We start from the raw sequence: 18,469 nt of genomic DNA, 5'->3' as shown, positions 1-18,469 counted from the left end.
GGGAGAGGGTTAGGGTGAGAGGAGGAAGGTGCGGTCTGATGCCCTCACCCCGGCCCTCTCCCACGGGGAGAGGGAGAAACACTAGGAAGGCATTGCGATGGCCTGCTTCTCTTCGAGCAGTTTGTCCACCACGCCAGGATCGGCCAGCGTTGAGGTATCACCGAGGTTACTGGTGTCGCCCGCCGCGATTTTGCGCAGGATACGGCGCATAATCTTGCCGGAACGGGTTTTCGGCAGCGAGTCGGTCCAGTGCAGCACGTCCGGCGTGGCAAGCGGGCCGATCTCTTTACGCACCCAGTTGCGCACCTCGGTATACAGCTCTGGCGACGGCTCTTCGCCGTGGTTCAGAGTGACGTAGGCGTAGATCGCCTGGCCTTTGATGTTGTGAGGAATGCCGACAACCGCCGCTTCGGCAATTTTCGGATGCGACACCAGCGCAGACTCAATCTCCGCCGTGCCCAGACGGTGGCCGGAGACGTTCAGCACGTCGTCCACGCGTCCGGTGATCCAGTAATAACCGTCTTCATCCCGGCGCGCGCCGTCGCCGCTGAAGTACATGTTTTTGAAGGTCGAGAAGTAGGTCTGCTCGAAGCGCTCATGGTCGCCGAACAGGGTACGCGCCTGGCCAGGCCAGGAATCGACGATCACCAGGTTGCCCTCGGTAGCGCCTTCCTGCGGATTGCCTTCGTTATCCACCAGCGCAGGCTGCACGCCGAAGAACGGACGGGTGGCCGAACCGGCTTTCAGCTGTGTGGCGCCCGGCATCGGGGTGATCATGAAGCCGCCGGTTTCGGTCTGCCACCAGGTATCCATCACCGGGCACTTCTCGTTGCCGATCTTCTTCCAGTACCACTCCCAGGCTTCGGGGTTGATCGGCTCGCCCACGGAGCCGAGGATACGCAGGGAAGAGCGGTCGGTCCCTTCGATGGCTTTATCGCCTTCCGCCATCAGCGCTCGGATCGCCGTTGGCGCGGTGTAGAGAATGTTGACCTGATGCTTATCAACCACCTGGCACATACGCGCCGGGGTCGGCCAGTTCGGTACGCCTTCAAACATCAGCGTCGTTGCGCCGCAGGCCAGCGGGCCGTACAGCAGGTAGCTGTGACCGGTCACCCAGCCCACGTCGGCGGTACACCAGTAGATGTCGCCCGGATGGTAGTCGAAAACGTATTTAAAGGTGGTGGCCGCGTAAACCAGATAGCCGCCGGTGGTATGCAGTACGCCTTTCGGCTTACCGGTGGAGCCGGAGGTATACAGGATAAACAGCGGATCTTCCGCGTTCATCTCTTCAGGCTGATGCTGGTCGCTCGCGTTTTCAATCAGATCGCTCCACCACAGGTCGCGCCCCTCGTGCCAGTCGATTTTGCCGCCCGTGCGTTTGAAGACAATGACGTTACTGATGGATTTCACGTTCGGGTTTTTCAGCGCTTCATCAACGTTTTTCTTCAGCGGAATACCGCGCCCGGCGCGCACGCCCTCGTCAGCGGTGATCACCAGCTTCGAATTTGAGTCGACAATACGCCCGGCAACCGCCTCCGGCGAGAAACCGCCGAAGATAACGGAGTGGATCGCACCGATGCGCGCGCAGGCCAGCATAGCCACGGCGGCTTCCGGCACCATTGGCATATAGATCGCCACCACATCGCCTTTTTTAATGCCCTGGGCCAGCAGCACGTTGGCAAAGCGGCACACGTCGCGATGAAGTTCTTTATACGAGATGTGTTTACTCTGAGAGGCATCGTCGCCTTCCCAGATGATGGCCGTTTCGTTGCCGCGTTCAGCAAGATGGCGGTCCAGGCAGTTCGCCGCCAGGTTCAGCGTGCCGTCTTCATACCATTTAATGGAGACGTTGCCCGGCGCGAAAGAGGTGTTCTTTACCTTCTGATAAGGTTTGATCCAGTCGAGGATGTGGCCCTGCTCACCCCAGAACGCGTCAGGGCTGGAAACGGACTGCTGGTATTTCTCCTGGTATTGCTCCGGGCTTATCAGGCAACGGTCCGCAATGTTTGCGGGAATGTCGTGTTTGTGTATTTGGCTCATGGCTTTTTTTCTCCTTGTAAGATGTTAATAATATGTCGCAAAAACGTTAATAGTAGGGACTTTACAAGCTTTGTTTAGTATTTGGGCGACAGATCACGCAATGTCTGAAGAGTATGAAAATTGAGCGAATGAAACTTTGAAGGGAAATAATTCACCTGAAGAATTATTCACTTTTTTGAAGTGAAAATATTTTGTATAACAAATGGTTATTTATGCGAATTGCTATAAATTGCCGTCAATGACACTTTTTGCAGTGAAATGCCTTGTTCTTTAAGGCTTGCGCAGCATGCCGTGCAAATGATACTCATACGGCGCGTTAAAAAATCCCATAAACCAACGCAACACAATTCATACCCTTTCAGTATGTCTCCATATTCATGCAGTTTTGATGGTACGGAGATTTCATTGAGGAAGTCAGTTTCTATGAAAAATTTGAAAGTCAGCCTGGCCTGGCAGATCCTGCTGGCCCTTGTGCTGGGCATCTTGCTGGGCAGTTACCTCCATTATCATAGCGACAGCCGCGAGTGGCTGATTGCGAACCTTCTCTCCCCTGCGGGCGATATCTTTATTCATCTGATCAAGATGATTGTTGTGCCGATTGTGATCTCGACGCTGGTGGTCGGTATCGCGGGTGTCGGTGATGCGAAACAGTTAGGCCGCATCGGCGTTAAAACTATTCTCTATTTCGAAGTGATCACCACGGTTGCCATCGTTCTTGGCATCACCCTTGCGAATGTGTTCCAGCCTGGTGCCGGGATCGATATGTCACAGCTGGCGACGGTGGATATTTCGAAATACCAAAGCACAACCGCCGATGTGCAGAGCCATTCGCATGGACTGATGGGGACTATTCTCTCGCTGGTGCCGACCAACATTATCGCGTCCATGGCGAAGGGCGAGATGCTGCCGATCATCTTCTTCTCGGTACTCTTTGGTCTGGGGCTTTCTTCCCTGCCCGCGACGCACCGTGAACCGCTGGTCACCGTGTTCCGATCTGTCTCCGAAACCATGTTCAAAGTCACCCACATGGTGATGCGCTATGCGCCGGTCGGGGTATTCGCGCTGATTGCGGTGACCGTAGCGAACTTCGGCTTTGCCTCCCTGTGGCCGCTGGCGAAGCTGGTGATTCTGGTGCACTTCGCGATTCTGTTCTTCGCGCTGGTAGTGCTGGGCATTGTGGCGCGCCTGTGCGGGCTCAGCATCTGGATCCTGATCCGCATCCTGAAGGATGAGCTGATTCTGGCCTACTCCACGGCAAGCTCCGAGAGCGTGCTGCCGCGTATCATTGAGAAGATGGAGGCCTACGGTGCGCCGGCGTCCATTACCAGCTTCGTGGTGCCAACGGGCTACTCCTTTAACCTGGATGGTTCGACGCTGTATCAGAGTATTGCGGCAATCTTTATCGCGCAGCTGTACGGCATTGACCTGTCGCTGTGGCAGGAGATCGTGCTGGTTCTGACGCTGATGGTGACTTCAAAAGGCATCGCAGGCGTGCCGGGCGTTTCCTTCGTGGTGCTGCTGGCGACGCTGGGCAGCGTCGGTATTCCGCTGGAAGGCCTGGCGTTTATTGCCGGTGTGGACCGTATCCTCGACATGGCGCGTACTGCGCTGAACGTGGTGGGTAATGCGCTGGCGGTGCTGGTAATCTCCAAGTGGGAACACAAGTTCGACCGTAAAAAAGCGCTGGCGTATGAACGCGAGGTGCTGGGTCGTTTTGATAAAACGGCTGACCAGTAACATTCTAAGCCCGGTGGCGCTGCGCTTACCGGGCCTACAGGTTTTGTAGGCCGGGTAAGGCGAAGCCGCCACCCGGCACGTTATTCCCCGCTCAACGCATCAAACTCTTCACACCCGGTATCAAACCCTTCGGTACAGCTCAGGTTTAACCAGTAAAGCGCTTTCTGTTTATTCGGTGTGATAAAGCCTTTCTCACCCTGCCTGAACAGCATTCCTGCCCAGTACTCCGCATAGCCCGTCCGGGACAGAGCCGAACTCCGCTTGAACCACGATGCGGCCTGCACGTCATCCTGAGGAACTTCAACGCCGTTGGCATAGATCAGCCCCAGCAGCTGTTGCGCGTCTACCGCCGAGTCGCTATCGATGTCTTCGGTCGCCGATTGCAGCAGTGCGATGGCCTGCGGGTAGTCGGTTTTGCCCGCCTGCGTGTTCACCAGCACCCGCGCCAGCATGATCGCGCCGCGTTTGCTGCCCGCAATGTTTGCCTGCTGGGCCAGGGCTTTAGCCTGCGCATAGTCACCCTGCGAAAAGTGGATTTGCGACAGCAGCGCCATGGCGTCGACATCACCGCCTTTTGCCGCTTTTTCCGCCCACAGCGCCGCCTGCGCGCTGTCGCCGGAACTGAACCAGGTATCGGCAAGATAATACTGCGCGCGCGCATCGCCCGCTTCAGCCTGCTTTTTATACTGGCTGCCTATCTCATCGGCATGGGCAAACGCGGTTAAAAATAACAACATCAGAAAAAGGGTTTTCATGGATTCTTATCATCTGGGTACACGCCGCGCAGTATAATCGCGGCGACAGAAGAAAAAAACGGGTGCGTTAAGACCTCAGCATCCCACAAGCCGGGCGGAACACGCGTTCCGCCCGAAGAGGTTAGCCTGCGTTACAGGCTAATTTCGCCGCCACCTCCTGATGTTCACTCTTTATTGAAAACTCACATAAGTTACCGCGAGTAATAAAGGTAAAGATCACTATCGTCAGGCAAATAATAAAGACGATGCCTAACGCAGTTTTTAATGGCGTCATGCCTTTTACTCCTTGTGAAAAAAAGAATAAGAGGCTACTCTCAACCTGTTGGGGGTTGAGGGGTAGCCTCGGGTAAATGCAAATTTCCCGGGGCTTTCCACTTTCTGTCCCTCAACAATGCTCAAGACAGAAAGTCTTAAGCACCCGCCGCATATCTTATCCCTCTGAATTAAAATGCAAAGATGTAATTAATTTTCGCGCAAATTACATTTTTTCTGCGAGACGTCTTCAGAAATATATATAGATGTAATTAATAGCGATGCCAGAAATAATAATGGGGTGAATATCTCACCCCATTTAGTCAGTGATTAATTTACGGCTTCATCCCATTGCGCTTTCACGCAGGCGGGCTTTCAGCTTGTTATATTCGTCGATCACATACTGTTCCGCAGCGTGTTGATCCGCAATGGGCTCCACGTTTACGGCGCAGTATTTATACTCCGGCGTTTTGGTTATCGGGCTTAAGTTCTCCGTCACCAGCTCGTTACAGGCGCCAATCCACCACTGGTAGGTCATATAGACTGCCCCTTTGTTCGGACGGTCGCTGACCTGCGCGCGGGTAATGATGCGGCCCTTACGCGAGTTCACCCACACCAGCGCTTCATCTTCAATACCGAGCCGTTCGGCATCGGCGGTGTTGATCTGCGCGTAGCCCGGTTCATCCGCCAGCGCCGCCAGCGCGGCGCAGTTGCCGGTCATGGAGCGGCAGGAGTAGTGGCCCACTTCACGCACGGTGGAGAGCACCATCGGATACTCGTCGGTGAGCTTATCGATCGGCGCGACCCAGTCGCAGGTGAAGAACTGCGCCAGCCCGTTCGGGGTGTCGAACTTCTCTTTAAAGAGGTATGACGTCCCCTGATCGGATTCTGACTCATCCCGGCACGGCCACTGGATGTAGCCCAGCTCACCCATTTTTTCATAGGTTGCCCCATAAAAGTCCGGACACAGATGCCGCAACTCGTCCCAGATCTCCTGGGTGTTGTTGTAGTGCATCGGGTAGCCCATGCGGGTGGCGATTTCGCTGATGATTTGCCAGTCTGTTTTCAGATCCCACTTCGGCTCGACGGCCTTGAAGAAGCGCTGGAAGCCGCGGTCTGCCGCCGTATAGACACCTTCATGCTCGCCCCAGGAGGTCGACGGGAGAATCACATCCGCCGCCGCCGCGGTTTTGGTCATAAAGATATCCTGAACAATCACCAGCTCCAGATCCTCAAAGCCTTTGCGCACCGCGGACAGTTCGGCGTCGGTCTGGAGCGGATCTTCACCCATGATGTAGGCCGCACGTACTTCACCGTGAGCCGCGCGGTGCGGCAGCTCGCTGATGCGGTATCCGGTGTGTGCCGGCAGACTTTCCACGCCCCAGGCCTTCGCAAACTTCTCGCGGTTTTCCGGGAACTTCACGTACTGGTAGCCCGGATAGGTGTCCGGCAGCGCGCCCATATCACACGCACCCTGCACGTTATTCTGACCACGCACCGGGTTCACGCCCACATGCGCTTTACCCAGATTGCCGGTCAGCATGGCGAGGCTGGTGAGCGAGCGCACGGTTTCCACGCCCTGGTAGAACTGGGTCACGCCCATGCCCCACAGAATGGCGGCGGTTTTCGCTCCGGCGTACATCCGCGCCGCCTGGCGGATCTCCTGCGCGCTGACGCCGGTTATCGCCTCTACTGACTCCGGCGTATAGCCTTCGACAATCTTGCGATACTCTTCAAACCCTTCCGTACGGCTCGCGACAAACGCCTGGTCGTAGAGGTTCTCCTCAATAATGACATGCCCCATCGCATTCAACAGCGCGATGTTCGAGCCGTTTTTCAGTGCGATGTGCATATCCGCAATGCGCGCGGTTTCAATTTTACGCGGATCGCAGACGATGATTTTCGCCCCGTTCTGTTTGGCGCGAATAACGTGATTCGCGACGATAGGGTGAGAATCCGCTGGGTTATAGCCGAAGATGAACACCAGATCGGTGTTATCTATCTCATTGATGGCATTACTCATTGCGCCGTTACCGACCGACTGGTGCAGACCTGCAACCGATGGGCCGTGTCAGACGCGAGCGCAGCAGTCGACGTTATTGGTACCAATAACGGCGCGCGCGAATTTTTGCATCACATAGTTGGTTTCATTCCCGGTTCCGCGTGAGGAGCCGGTGGTCTGAATCGCATCCGGGCCATACTTGGCCTTGATGGCGCTGAGGCGCGTGGCGACGTAATCCAGCGCTTCATTCCAGGAGACGGCTTCCAGCTTGCCGCCGCGCTCGCGGCGGATCATAGGGGTTTTCAGGCGCGGCGTGAGGATTTGGGTATCGTTAATAAAATCCCAGCCGTAGTACCCTTTCAGGCACAGCGTGCCCTGATTGGTTTTACCCTGCGCCGCTTCCGCCCGGACGATTTTGCCGTTATCGACCACCAGGTGGATCTTGCAACCTGAGGCACAATAAGGGCAAACCGTGACGACTTTTTTCATCACTTTGCTCCAGTTAAACAGTTCTTACCTGCCCAATATGCAGCTTCTATGCCATGTTTTTACTATGGGTATTTCCTGACTTTACGGCCCTTTGCGGGGCAAAACCCTGACGAAAAACAGCCAATCGTCAAAATTGACGTGTCGAAAGGGCAGGGGATGTGACATGGATTGAATTTCCGTCACGTAAAAAACAATTCGGCTGGAGCCGGCGGCAGAATGGTTCAGACTTAACATAATTCCCTGACGGAAGCATGCGATGAAACCGGCGATTCTGGTGGTTGATGATGATGTCGCAGTCTGCGAACTGCTACAGGATGTGCTCAGCGAGCACGTCTTTACCGTGCTGACGTGTCACACCGGTCAGGACGCGGTGAACCGTGTCCAGCAGGATCCCGGCATTGCGCTGGTTCTGCTGGACATGATGCTGCCGGATATCAACGGATTACAGGTTTTGCTGCAACTGCAAAAGCAGCGACCATCGCTACCGGTGGTGATGCTGACGGGGCTGGGAAGTGAATCAGATGTGGTCGTCGGGCTGGAAATGGGCGCTGATGATTACATCGGAAAACCGTTCAATCCGCGCGTGGTGGTCGCCCGCGTTAAGGCGGTGCTGCGTCGAACCGGCGCGCTGGACGCGGAGCCTGCCGCGCCGCGCGTTGAAGGTATTACCTTTAACGGCTGGACGCTGGACACCACCCGCTGCGAGCTGAGCGATCCGCAGCGTAATACCGTGCCATTAACCCAGGGGGAATACGGCCTGCTGCTGGCATTAACGCAAAACGCCCGCCGGGTACTGAGCCGTGAACAGCTGCTGGAGCTGACCCACAGCGAAAGCGCCGAGGTCTTTGACCGCACTATCGACGTGTTGATCATGCGGCTACGGCGAAAAATTGAGGTCAATCCGCATCAGCCTTTGCTGATCAAAACCATTCGCGGTCTGGGCTATGTTTTTGCCACGGACGTTTCCCATCATGAGAAAGCCGCCTGACCGTTCTCCTGAATAAACGCCTGAAGCTCGGCCAGCGTTTTCGCGCCGTCAATCGCATTGGCCGCCAGCAGGCTGGCCCGCGCGCAGGCGTGCGCCAGATAAATACTCTCGGTAAGCGACAGCGATTCATGGCAACCGTATAAAAAGCCTGCGCAAAACGCGTCGCCCGCACCGACGCTGCCGATAATCTCGTCCTGCGTCAGCTTCCACGACGGAACCCATTGCCCTTTTTCACCCGGCGCTTCACCCCATGCCCCTTCCGGACAGTGGATCACCACCCGCTGCCGCACGCCTGCCGCCAGCAGCTGTGCGGCAGCGTCGGCGATATGGGCCATGTTCAGCGCATCATGACCGTCGCGGATCTCAAGCCCGCTAAACTCACCGGCTTCCAGCTCGTTAATCACCAGATAATCAAGATGGCGCAGGGCAGGGAGCACCAGCGGCTGATAGCGCGGATCGCCCTTGCGGGAAACCAGATCGAGCGAGGTTTCATACCCCTGATCGCGCATCTGTGCCAGTAACCGCGCGCTGCGGGTGCCAAACTCCTCGTCCGGCATGTCCAGGCTGTCGAGCAGCAGCAGATAGCCGAGATGGAAGATCTTCAGCGATCCGTCTAAACGATCGAAGGCGGGAAGATCCAGCAGGCGGTTGGCGCCCGGCGAGTGGAAAAAGGTGCGCTGTCCGCTGGGGTCGGTCATCACCTGCGACATCGACGTTGGGGCGAACGTTGTACGCTGCACGCGCTGGCGATTGACGTGATACTGGTCGAGCATCGCCAGAATATAGTCTCCGTCGCTGTCTTCCCCAATCAGCCCCACCGCCTGTAACGGCAGGCCGACGTGCATTTTCGCCAGCGTCAGCAGAACGTTGAGCGGCGCACCGCCGGTTGAGCGTTCGCTGTGGGTGATTTCCGCCAGCCAGCCGCGCTCCGGCCACTGTACGATCTGGTGGACGTGATCCACCAGCATGTTGCCTGCGGCGATAATCCCTTTGCGTTCCATTATGCCTGCCCCGCGCTGCCGAAGATGCGCATCTGCTCCGCGACCGTATCGGTAATGGCCTCTTCAATGCCCAGCAGCAGTTCGGCAAACTCATCGTACAGCGGCTGGCGGTTCGCCATGCGCTGCTCAACGGCGGCGAGCGCGGCCTGCGACATGCCGGTATAAAAATTGATTTTATGAATGCCCAGCTCGATAGCGCGGCGGAAGTCGGCATCGCTAATCCCGGAGCCGCCGTGTAAAACCAGCGGCAGGCCCGTCTGCTGGCGAATGGCGTCCAGACGCGGGAAATCAAGCTTCGGCTCGCCCTTGTATTTGCCGTGCGCGTTGCCAATGGCGACCGCCAGCGCGTCGATACCGGTTAAATCGACAAATTCGCGCGCCAGCTGCGGGTCGGTAAAGAACGCTTCATCCGCATGCCCATACAGCGCGCCGCCTTCATCTCCGCCGACTGCGCCCAGCTCCGCCTCCACCGAGACGCCCACCGCGTGGCACATCTTCACCACTTCCCGGGTCTGGCGGATATTTTCCTCATAGCTCAGCGTCGAGCCGTCGAACATCACCGAGCTGAACCCTAAGCGCAGGGCGCGCACGACGGCCTCAAAATGCAGCCCGTGGTCGAGGTTAAGCACCACGGGAATATCGTGACGGGCGGCTTCGAACTTTACCGCTTCAACAAGCGACTCCAGAGACACGTACTTAAAATGCACTTCGGCGATGTTGATGATAAACGGCGAGCGTTCCTGCTTCGCGGCGGCAAACAGCGCGCGCAGAAAATGGGAGTCGAGAACGTTGAACGCGCCCAGGGCGTAGCGGTGTTCTCTGGCGTGTGCCAGACCGTCGGCAAGAGAAATCAATGGCATCATTCACTCCTTATATCCGAAACAGGTTGTACTCGTTGCACAGCACCAGCACCGCCGGTTCGTCTTCTTCGATGGTGTTGTAGCGATCGATGGGTTGTAAAAAGTGGTTGTCGTGTTCATCGTCATTGACTGACGACACTTCGCCCACCAGCACGTCGCCAAAGCCGCGTTCACCCCAGAAACTGTGGTACAGGCCGGGCGTCAGGCAGATGCTTTCCCCAGGCGTGAGGCGCAGCTGGCTGCCGGGCGCGTGCGTCTGCCGACAGCCGTCTATCGTGACGATCACGTCGGTGTTTTCGGTCTCCTCATGCGCCCCCGCATTCCATAACTCAATAATCAGATTCCCGCCGCCGCGGTTGATGATGTCCTCCCGCTTGCGCCAGTGGAAATGCATCGGCGTCACCTGGCCGTCGCGGACGTGCATGATTTTTTCGGCATAGCACTTCTCATAAGGCACGCCGTTGGGGGAGCCGTTGCGCAGGGTAAACAGCGTCAGCCCCTGTGCGGCAAAGTGGTTGCCGCCAAACGCCGTCACGTCCCAGCCGAGCCTGAGGTCGAACACCTCCTGCCAGGCGGCCTGGTCAAGCTGCTGCCATTTTGTTGGCGGAAAGCTGGCAAACGGCGGGAGATGCACGTCGTGCATGGAGAAGAACTGCCGCGTGTGGCCGAGGATTTCATTGATGTCGGAGCGTTTCATGGGGACTCCTTGCGTTTTATGCCACCCCCTCACCCCGGCCCTCTCCCTCAAGGGAGAGGGGGAGTAAGTTCCCTCTCCCCGTGGGAGAGGGTTAGGGTGAGGGCATCAGGCCGCACCGGGTTTACTTAACCGTCCACCCCTTATACGTGCCGACGTTCTTTTTATCGATCATCGTCACCGGGATCAGCACAGGCTCTTTCGGCGCAGGTTTGCCCTGGAGAATGTCATAGCCAATCTCCACCGCCTTCGCCGCCATCACCTGCGGATCCTGCGCCGGCGTCGCCACAAACAGGGAGTTTTCGCGCTTCAGAGCTTCTTCACCGTCCGGGCTGCCATCCACGCCAACGATAAAGAACTCATTACGTTGGGCCTGTTTCGCTGCCAGATCGGCGCCGATCGCCGTCGGATCGTTAATTGCGAATACGCCGTCGATCTTCGGATTGGCCGCCAGCAGGGAGGTCATGACCTCCAGTCCGCCTTCGCGGCTGCCTTTGGCGTTCTGATTATCCGAGAGCACTTTGATATCCGGGTGGCGCCTGAACTCGGTCTGGCAGCCCTCCACGCGGTTTTGTACCGCAGAAACCGGCGGCCCGTTGATGATCACCACGTTGCCTTTACCTTTCAGGCGGTCGGTTATGTACTTACAGGCCATCTCCCCCGCCTGGGTGTTATCGGAGGTGATGGTCGCATCAGCCCCTTCCGCCGCCACGTCAACCGCCACGACCACGATCCCTGCCTCTTTGGCGCGTTTTACCGCCGGGCCGATCCCTTTGGAATCCGCGGCGTTGAGGATGATCATGTCCACTTTCGCCGCAATGAAGTTATCGATCTGCGACACCTGCTGGCCCAGATCGTACCCGCTGGAGACCAGCGTCACCTTGACGTTATCTCCCGCCAGCTTGCGCGCTTCCAGCTCGGCACCTTTGGTGATCTGCACGAAGAACGGGTTAGCCAGGTCGCCCACCGTCACGCCGATGGACTTCAGATCTTTTGCCTGCGCAAACGGGGTTGCGGCCAGCAGCGCGCCAGCACAGAGCGCGGTCACTAAGGGCTTCAATCTCATGCTGTATTCCTCACGTAGGGTATTGTTGTTATGCACTTTGATGGTGTCGGGTACGGTATTTGTCGATCAGCACCGCTATGATGATCACCGCCCCTTTGATCACCAGCTGCCAGAAGTAGGAGACGCCCATCAGCGTCATGCCGTTGTTGAGGGTGGCGATGATCAATGCACCGACCAGCGTGCCGGTGATCGTGCCGATCCCGCCGACGAAGCTGGTTCCGCCGAGGATCACCGCCGCAATCGCATCCAGCTCGTACCCCGTGCCGAGGTTGCCGTTGGCGCTGTAGAGGCGCGAGGCGCTCATCACGCCGCCTAATCCCGAGAGCAGGCCGCTCATGCCGTAGACAAACAGCAGCACCAGCCAGACCTTGATGCCGGTTAAGCGTGCCGCCTGCATATTGCCGCCGACCGCATAGATGTGAACGCCGAGGGTTGTGCGACGCAGAATAAACCAGCACACCACAATCACCGCCAGGGCGATCACCACCAGCCACGGAATCGGGCCGAGGTAGTTGTTGCCGATCCACTCGAAGTTAATGTTGGAGTTAATGACCGTCGTGCCGTCCGCCAGCAGATACGCCGCGCCGCGCAGTGCCGTATAGGTGCCGAGGGTGACGATAAACGGCGGCAGCCCGGCAAAGGCCACCAGCGCGCCGTTGAACAGCCCCAGCACCATACCGAGCATCAGCGCCGCCGGAATGGAGAGCATCGCAAATTCAGGGATAAGCGAGACCACCATCGCCGCTACCGCCGTAGTGCCCAGAATCGAGCCCACAGAGAGGTCAATCCCGCCGGTCAGGATGATGAAGGTCATCCCCGCCGCCAGCACGATGTTGATCGACGCCTGCCGGGTAATATTCAGCAGGTTGCTCTCGGTGAAAAAGTTCGGGGCGATAAAGCCAAATACCGCCACAATCAGGATTAAAATCGGCAAAATGCCGATCGTTTGCATCAGATCGCTCATCAGCATTTTTTTGGCGGAGGCGGATTTCGCCACCTGCTGCGGATGGGTTGGAGTTGTCATAATTACACCGCCTGATGATGTGTGTCGTTCACGCCGGTTGCCAGCGTCATAATGTTTTCCTGAGAGATGTCGCGTCCGTGGAGTTCACCCGCGATGCTGCCTTCCCGCATCACGTACACCCGGTCGCTCATGCCCACCACTTCCGGCAGCTCGCTGGAGATCATCAGAATCGCCACCCCTTTGCGCGCCATCTGGTTCATGATGCGGTAGATCTCGCTTTTCGCGCCGACGTCCACGCCGCGCGTAGGTTCGTCCAGAATCAGAATGCGCGGGCCAATCGCCACCCAGCGGGAGATCAGCAGCTTTTGCTGGTTGCCGCCGGAGAGCCCGCCCGCGCGCACCTGAGAATGCGGCACGCGGATATTGAGCAGGGCGATGGCGTCATCGGAAATAGACTGCGCTTTTTTGCGGTTCAGCCAGCCGAAGGTGGCGTCGCGCTCCAGCGTCGCCATGGTGATGTTCTCCTGCGCCGCCAGCTCCAGAAACAGCCCCTGCTCCTTGCGGTTCTCGGTAAGAAAACCGATGCCGTTTTCAATGGCCGCGCGCGGGGAGTGGATCACCACCGGTTCGCCGTCGACCTCGATCATGCCGCCGGTGGCTTTGCGCACGCCGAAGATCAGCTGCGCCAGCTCGGAGCGACCGGCCCCGACCAGCCCCGCCAGCCCGACGATTTCACCGGAGCGAACCTGCAAACTGCACGGCAGCACTTTTTTGCCATCTGTCAGGTGGTGCACGTTCAGACGCGGGCTGCCAAGCGGAATATCGCGCTCTTTGTTAAACAGATCGCTGAGCGGACGGCCCACCATCATGCGCACCAACTCAGAGGCATTCAGCTTGTCGCGCGTCAGGCTGCCGACGTGCTGCCCGTCGCGCAGGACGCTGACGCGATCGGAAAGCTCATACACTTCCGCCATGCGGTGGCTGATGTAGATAATCGCCATCCCTTCATCGCGCAGGCGCAAAATCAGTTCGAACAGACGGTGGGTTTCGCGCGAGGAGAGGGCGGCGGTGGGTTCATCCATCACCAGAATACGGCTGTTGCGGTGCAGCGCGCGGGCGATCTCCACCTGCTGTTGCTCGGCGATGGTCAGCTTCATGACCAGGTCGGTGGCGCTGAACTGCGCGCCCAGACGGTCAATGACCGCCTGCGCCTGGGCTGCCATCTCTTTGCGCTGGACCAGCCCGCCGCGCGACAGCTCGCTGCCGAGAAAAATGTTTTCCGCCACGGTCAGGTTAGGAGCAAGCTGCATCTCCTGATAAATCAGGGTAATGCCTGCGGCCAGCGCATCCTTCGGACCTTTGATGTGAAACGGCTGGCCGTCGATGAGGATGTCGCCGCTGCTGGCGGTATAAGCGCCTGCGAGGATCTTCATCAGCGTGCTTTTTCCGGCGCCGTTTTCCCCCATCAGCGCGTGGATCTCTCCGGGGAAAACCGTCAAATCCACACCCTTGAGCGCGTGGAAATTGCCAAACGACTTGGCAATATTGCGCATCTCTAAAACCGGGGTTCTGCTCATGGCGGATCTCCTGTGAATGTCGATATCTGCACTTCATCACAGGTGCGTAAATGCAAAATGTCAGAAGCTGTTCATATTTGTCATAGTTATGAATAGCTAATCGCCATCACATTTTCCTTTTCCCTCTCCCTGTGGGTGAGGGCCAGGGTGAGGGCACCAAACCGCAGAGGAGCCCAAACCCATGTCTTCACGCCCCCCGTTCTTCACCAGCGCCCGCGGTCGCCTGCTGATATTTAACCTGCTGGTGGTGGCGGTAACGCTGATGGTAAGCGGCGTGGCGGTGCTCGGCTTTCGTCATGCCAGCCAGATCCAGGAGCAGGTGCAGCAGCAAACGCTGGATGATATGACTGGCAGCATGAACCTCGCGCGTGATACCGCGAATGTGGCGACGGCGGCGGTGCGGCTGTCGCAGGTAGTCGGTGCGCTGGAGTACAAAGGCGAAGCTGAACGGCTTAAACAGACGCAGATGGCGCTGCGCCACTCGCTGGAGCAGCTTGCCGATGCGCCGCTGGCGCAGCAGGAGCCGGCGCTGGTGGCGCGTATTATCCGCAGGAGCAATGAGTTACAGCAGAGCGTGACGGGAATGCTGGAGCGCGGGCAAAAACGGCATCTGGAGCGTAACGCGCTGCTCAGCGCGCTGTATCAAAGCCAAAGCTATCTGCGTCATTTGCAGGATATCAACCGCCGTTACGCGAGCAATGTGCCAGACGCCCGGCAGCTTGCAGAGATGGACAGGCTGATCGTTGCCGCCATTGATACCCCTTCACCGCGCGCCACGGTGCAGCAGCTGGATGCAGTAACCGCGATGTTACCCGCGAGCGCCCTGCAACCGGTGGTCAACCTGGTGCTCCCGGATTTTAATGATGAGCTGCGCAAGCTCGCGCCACTGTCAAAGCAGCTGGAGGAGAGCGATCTGTCCATCAGCTGGTACATGTTCCACATCAAGGCGCTGGTGGCGATATTAAACCGCGACATCAATCAGTACGTTGAACAGGTGGCGCAGGCCTCCCGGCTGCGTACCGCCCAAAGCCACCAGGAGCTGCGCTCCATCAGCGTGTTTATCAGCGTCTTCGCGGTGCTGGCGCTGATCATCACCGGCTGCGCCTGCTGGTATATTTACCGCAATCTGGGCTCCAACCTGACGGCTATCTCAAGGGCAATGTCGCGCCTCGCTCACGGCGAGCAGGATGTGTCGGTGCCCGCGCTACAGCGGCGTGATGAGCTGGGGGAACTGGCGCGCGCGTTTAACGTTTTTGCCCGCAATACCGCTTCGCTGGAGCACACCACGCGGCTACTGAAGGAGAAGACCTCGCAGATGGAGGTCGACCGCATCGAACGTCAGGGGCTGGAGGAGGCGCTGCTGCACAGCCAGAAAATGAAGGCGGTTGGGCAACTGACGGGCGGGCTGGCGCATGATTTTAATAACCTGCTGGCGGTGATTATCGGCAGTCTGGAGCTGACCGATTCAGCGTCACCGGACGCGCCGCGCATCACTCGTGCGCTCAAAGCCGCGGAACGCGGGGCCATGCTCACCCAGCGTCTGCTGGCCTTCTCGCGCAAGCAATCCCTGCAACCTCATGCGGTAGAGATGAAGCCGCTGCTGGAGAACCTGAGCGAGCTGATGCGGCACTCGCTTCCCGCCACGCTGACGCTGGATATTGAAGCGCAAACCCCGGCCTGGCCCGCATGGATTGACGTCAGCCAGCTGGAAAACGCCATTATCAACCTGGTAATGAACGCCCGTGATGCAATGGAGGGGCAAAATGGTGTGATCAAAATCCGCACCTGGAACCAGCGTGTGACCCGCAGCGACGGGCGCAGGCAGGATATGGTCGCGCTGGAGGTGATTGACCACGGCTGCGGGATGTCGCAGGAGGTGAAATCGCAAGTCTTTGAACCGTTCTTCACCACCAAACAGACCGGCAGCGGCAGCGGGTTAGGGCTGTCGATGGTGTACGGCTTTGTGCGTCAGTCCGGGGGGCGCGTTGAGATCGAAAGCGCGCCGGGGCAGGGAACCACCGTGCGGCTCCAGCTGCCGCGCTCGACGCTGCCCGCGTTCTCCGATGATGCCGCGCTGGCGACCACGGCCCCGGCAGAGAGTGAGCTGCTTGTGCTGGTCCTGGAAGATGAGGCGGGCGTGCGGCAGACACTGTGCGAGCAACTGCACCAGCTTGGCTACCTGACGCTTGAAGCCGAAAACGGCGAGCAGGCGCTGAACATGCTGGACGCATCGCCGGATATCGGCATGTTTATCAGCGACCTGATGTTGCCGGGCGGCCTGAGCGGCGCGGAGGTGATCGGCCATGTACGCAGCCACTATCCGCAGTTGCCGGTGCTGCTGATAAGCGGGCAGGATTTGCGCCCGGCGCATAACCCGCAGCTGCCGGACGTTCAGTTACTGCGAAAACCGTTCACCCGCGCACAGCTGGCGCAGGCGCTGCGCAAGGTGATGGCAGGAACCGGCAGCGAGCCAGGGTAGCGGCCCCCTGAGCGCCGTTAAAAGACGACGACGAGGCAGGGATAAATTTCACGGACTCATGCGGCAGCGGGCGGCGCAAATGCTGCTTTATCCCGACAATCAGCGCTTCGCGCGGAAAGCCAGGCATATCCATTACGCCGCCACCGAGGATCACCGCATCCGGATCGAACAGATTTACACTGGTGGCAATGGCGCGGGCTGCATGATTCAGGAGTTGTTGTACGAAGGGGTCATCGGGTACGGCTGAAAAGATATCTCCCATCGCATACTCGCGGGGCTGCTGTTCGTACCACTGTTTCAATGCGATACCGGAACAAACTGTTTCCAGACATCCCGGGTTGCCACAACCACAGTGCCGCGTCATATCCCCCTGTGGAATATGCCCGAGCTCGCCCGCTACGCCGTGCGCGCCCGTCCATGGAGCACCGTTTAGCCAGATGGCAAATCCCATGCCGGTGCCAAGATAGGCCGCCAGAACCTCTTGCTGCTGGAGATTGTGTTGCGCCACGTCAAACGAAAGCTGAAGGTTAACGTCGCGGGAAAATTCGACCGGGCAGCCTAGCGCATCTTCAAGTTTTCCCGCCAGATCGCGGAGCTCATTCGCCTGCAAAGGCAGATTAGGCGTCGAAATAATGGTGCGTTTGTCTTTGCCGACCAGTGCCGGAAAGCCCATGACCAGACCGCGACAGTGAACCTGTAAATGACGCAGCTGAGCCGTGATCATTTCCGTCACGCCGCACACCACACCAGAGCGGATAACCTCCGCGGTGCGCTGTTTTTCACAATGCAACACCGCACCGTCGGCCGTTTGTAGGCAAAAACGGATATGAGTGGCCCCCATATCCACTCCGGCGACGACATCAGGCTGTTTTTGCATGAGGAACAACCTCGTTTCGTGCCGACAGGATCTGCCCGGCCATAAGCTGCCATGCATCCCCGATATTCTCTGCATGGTTGAACAGACCAGACGTTCCGACGATAAAGACATCTGCGCCGGCGGCCATCAGTTTTTTATAGGTGGCCTGATTGCATGAGCCATCGATCTCAATCTCATAGCTCAGCCCTTCGCGTTCGCGCCAGGCTTTCAGCTCGGCAATTTTCTCCAGCATTTCCGGAATGAACGGCTGCCCGGCAAAGCCTGGATCGACGGTCATCACGGTGATTTTGTCCGCCTTATGAATATAGTATTTCATCGCCTCAACCGGGGTTTCCGGGTTGAGGATGAGTCCCACCTTCATACCGTGACGACGGATCTCTTCAATCAGGCGGAAAGCCTGACCGTTGATGGTCTCCGGGTGCAGTGTGATGAAGTCTGCTCCGGCCTGCGCCAGCTGGCTTATGTAGTCCTGCGGGCGAGTCACCATCAGGTGACAGTCCAGTGGTTTGGTGGCGAGCTTCTTCACCTGGCCGACAAAGAACGGAGACAGCGTCAGATTAGGCACAAAGTGGCCGTCCATGATGTCGATATGGAAGTAGTCCGCGTGCTGGTCAATAAATTCGATCTGTTCTTTGAATTTCAGCAGATCCATACACATCAGGGAGGGTGAAATTTTCATAGTGATTTC

General features: G+C 58.0%; 15 protein-coding genes. 3 read left to right on the top strand and 12 right to left on the bottom strand.

Features of this window, described 5'->3' with window-relative positions; all coding sequences use genetic code 11:
• Nucleotides 1-81: 81 nt before the first annotated feature.
• A complete protein-coding gene (gene acs / locus ACWKXX_RS19250; protein ID WP_015570198.1) occupies nucleotides 82-2,040 on the bottom strand; it encodes an acetate--CoA ligase in 1,959 nt (652 codons plus the stop codon).
• A 423-nt stretch (nucleotides 2,041-2,463) separates the two neighbouring features.
• On the opposite strand from acs, the gene gltP reads away from it, so the two are divergent.
• A complete protein-coding gene (gene gltP / locus ACWKXX_RS19245; RefSeq protein ID WP_015570199.1) occupies nucleotides 2,464-3,777 on the top strand; it encodes a glutamate/aspartate:proton symporter GltP in 1,314 nt (437 codons plus the stop codon).
• Between the two features lie 80 nt (nucleotides 3,778-3,857).
• Here gltP and ACWKXX_RS19240 read toward each other — a convergent pair whose 3' ends face one another.
• From ACWKXX_RS19240 to fdhF, 3 genes are all read right to left on the bottom strand, one after another.
• On the bottom strand, nucleotides 3,858-4,532 hold the full coding sequence (locus ACWKXX_RS19240; RefSeq protein ID WP_015570200.1) for a tetratricopeptide repeat protein: 675 nt from the start codon (nucleotides 4,530-4,532) through the stop codon (nucleotides 3,858-3,860).
• Between the two features lie 121 nt (nucleotides 4,533-4,653).
• Entirely contained in the window at nucleotides 4,654-4,806 is a 153-nt protein-coding gene (locus ACWKXX_RS19235) for a Hok/Gef family protein (protein ID WP_022646767.1), read from the bottom strand.
• Between the two features lie 321 nt (nucleotides 4,807-5,127).
• Nucleotides 5,128-7,275 (bottom strand): formate dehydrogenase subunit alpha, encoded by a 2,148-nt coding sequence (gene fdhF, locus ACWKXX_RS19230; protein ID WP_080024796.1) that lies wholly within the window; start codon nucleotides 7,273-7,275, stop codon nucleotides 5,128-5,130.
• 256 nt (nucleotides 7,276-7,531) lie between these two features.
• Here fdhF and ACWKXX_RS19225 point away from each other — a divergent pair, with 256 nt between their 5' ends.
• Nucleotides 7,532-8,263: a response regulator gene (locus ACWKXX_RS19225; RefSeq protein WP_015570202.1), complete on the top strand. Its 732-nt coding sequence runs from the start codon at nucleotides 7,532-7,534 to the stop codon at nucleotides 8,261-8,263.
• On the opposite strand, the gene ACWKXX_RS19220 is transcribed toward ACWKXX_RS19225, so the two are convergent.
• From ACWKXX_RS19220 to ACWKXX_RS19195, 6 genes are all read right to left on the bottom strand, one after another.
• A complete protein-coding gene (locus ACWKXX_RS19220; RefSeq protein ID WP_047052230.1) occupies nucleotides 8,245-9,264 on the bottom strand; it encodes a carbohydrate kinase family protein in 1,020 nt (339 codons plus the stop codon). The two genes, ACWKXX_RS19225 and ACWKXX_RS19220, sit on opposite strands and share 19 nt — an antisense overlap.
• Nucleotides 9,264-10,124, bottom strand: coding sequence for a ketose 1,6-bisphosphate aldolase (locus ACWKXX_RS19215; protein ID WP_023295772.1), 861 nt, complete (start codon nucleotides 10,122-10,124; stop codon nucleotides 9,264-9,266). Before ACWKXX_RS19215 ends, ACWKXX_RS19220 begins: the two co-directional genes overlap by 1 nt.
• Before the next feature lie 10 nt (nucleotides 10,125-10,134).
• Nucleotides 10,135-10,821: a D-lyxose/D-mannose isomerase gene (locus ACWKXX_RS19210; protein WP_017382640.1), complete on the bottom strand. Its 687-nt coding sequence runs from the start codon at nucleotides 10,819-10,821 to the stop codon at nucleotides 10,135-10,137.
• Nucleotides 10,822-10,942: 121 nt separating this feature from the next.
• Entirely contained in the window at nucleotides 10,943-11,884 is a 942-nt protein-coding gene (locus tag ACWKXX_RS19205) for an ABC transporter substrate-binding protein (RefSeq protein ID WP_003860240.1), read from the bottom strand.
• Nucleotides 11,885-11,912: 28 nt separating this feature from the next.
• Nucleotides 11,913-12,908, bottom strand: a complete 996-nt coding sequence (locus ACWKXX_RS19200; RefSeq protein ID WP_003860239.1) for an ABC transporter permease subunit — start codon at nucleotides 12,906-12,908, stop codon at nucleotides 11,913-11,915.
• 2 nt (nucleotides 12,909-12,910) lie between these two features.
• Nucleotides 12,911-14,425, bottom strand: a complete 1,515-nt coding sequence (locus ACWKXX_RS19195) for a sugar ABC transporter ATP-binding protein (RefSeq protein WP_261665800.1) — start codon at nucleotides 14,423-14,425, stop codon at nucleotides 12,911-12,913.
• Between the two features lie 181 nt (nucleotides 14,426-14,606).
• Between ACWKXX_RS19195 and ACWKXX_RS19190 the strand changes: the two genes are divergently transcribed.
• On the top strand, nucleotides 14,607-16,904 hold the full coding sequence (locus ACWKXX_RS19190; protein ID WP_015570208.1) for a hybrid sensor histidine kinase/response regulator: 2,298 nt from the start codon (nucleotides 14,607-14,609) through the stop codon (nucleotides 16,902-16,904).
• Here the strand turns inward: ACWKXX_RS19190 and alsK are convergent.
• Both alsK and alsE read right to left on the bottom strand, forming a co-directional pair.
• Entirely contained in the window at nucleotides 16,837-17,781 is a 945-nt protein-coding gene (gene alsK, locus ACWKXX_RS19185; protein WP_015570209.1) for an allose kinase, read from the bottom strand. The two genes, ACWKXX_RS19190 and alsK, sit on opposite strands and share 68 nt — an antisense overlap.
• Nucleotides 17,765-18,460 carry a D-allulose 6-phosphate 3-epimerase gene (gene alsE / locus ACWKXX_RS19180; RefSeq protein ID WP_015570210.1) on the bottom strand — a complete coding sequence of 232 codons (696 nt, stop codon included), beginning with the start codon at nucleotides 18,458-18,460 and terminating at the stop codon, nucleotides 17,765-17,767. Before alsE ends, alsK begins: the two co-directional genes overlap by 17 nt.
• Nucleotides 18,461-18,469: the final 9 nt, after the last annotated feature.

The organism is Enterobacter sp. UPMP2061, from assembly GCF_053709615.1.
Note: the sequence above shows the minus strand (reverse complement) of the source record. Positions and strands in the feature narration are given on the sequence as shown.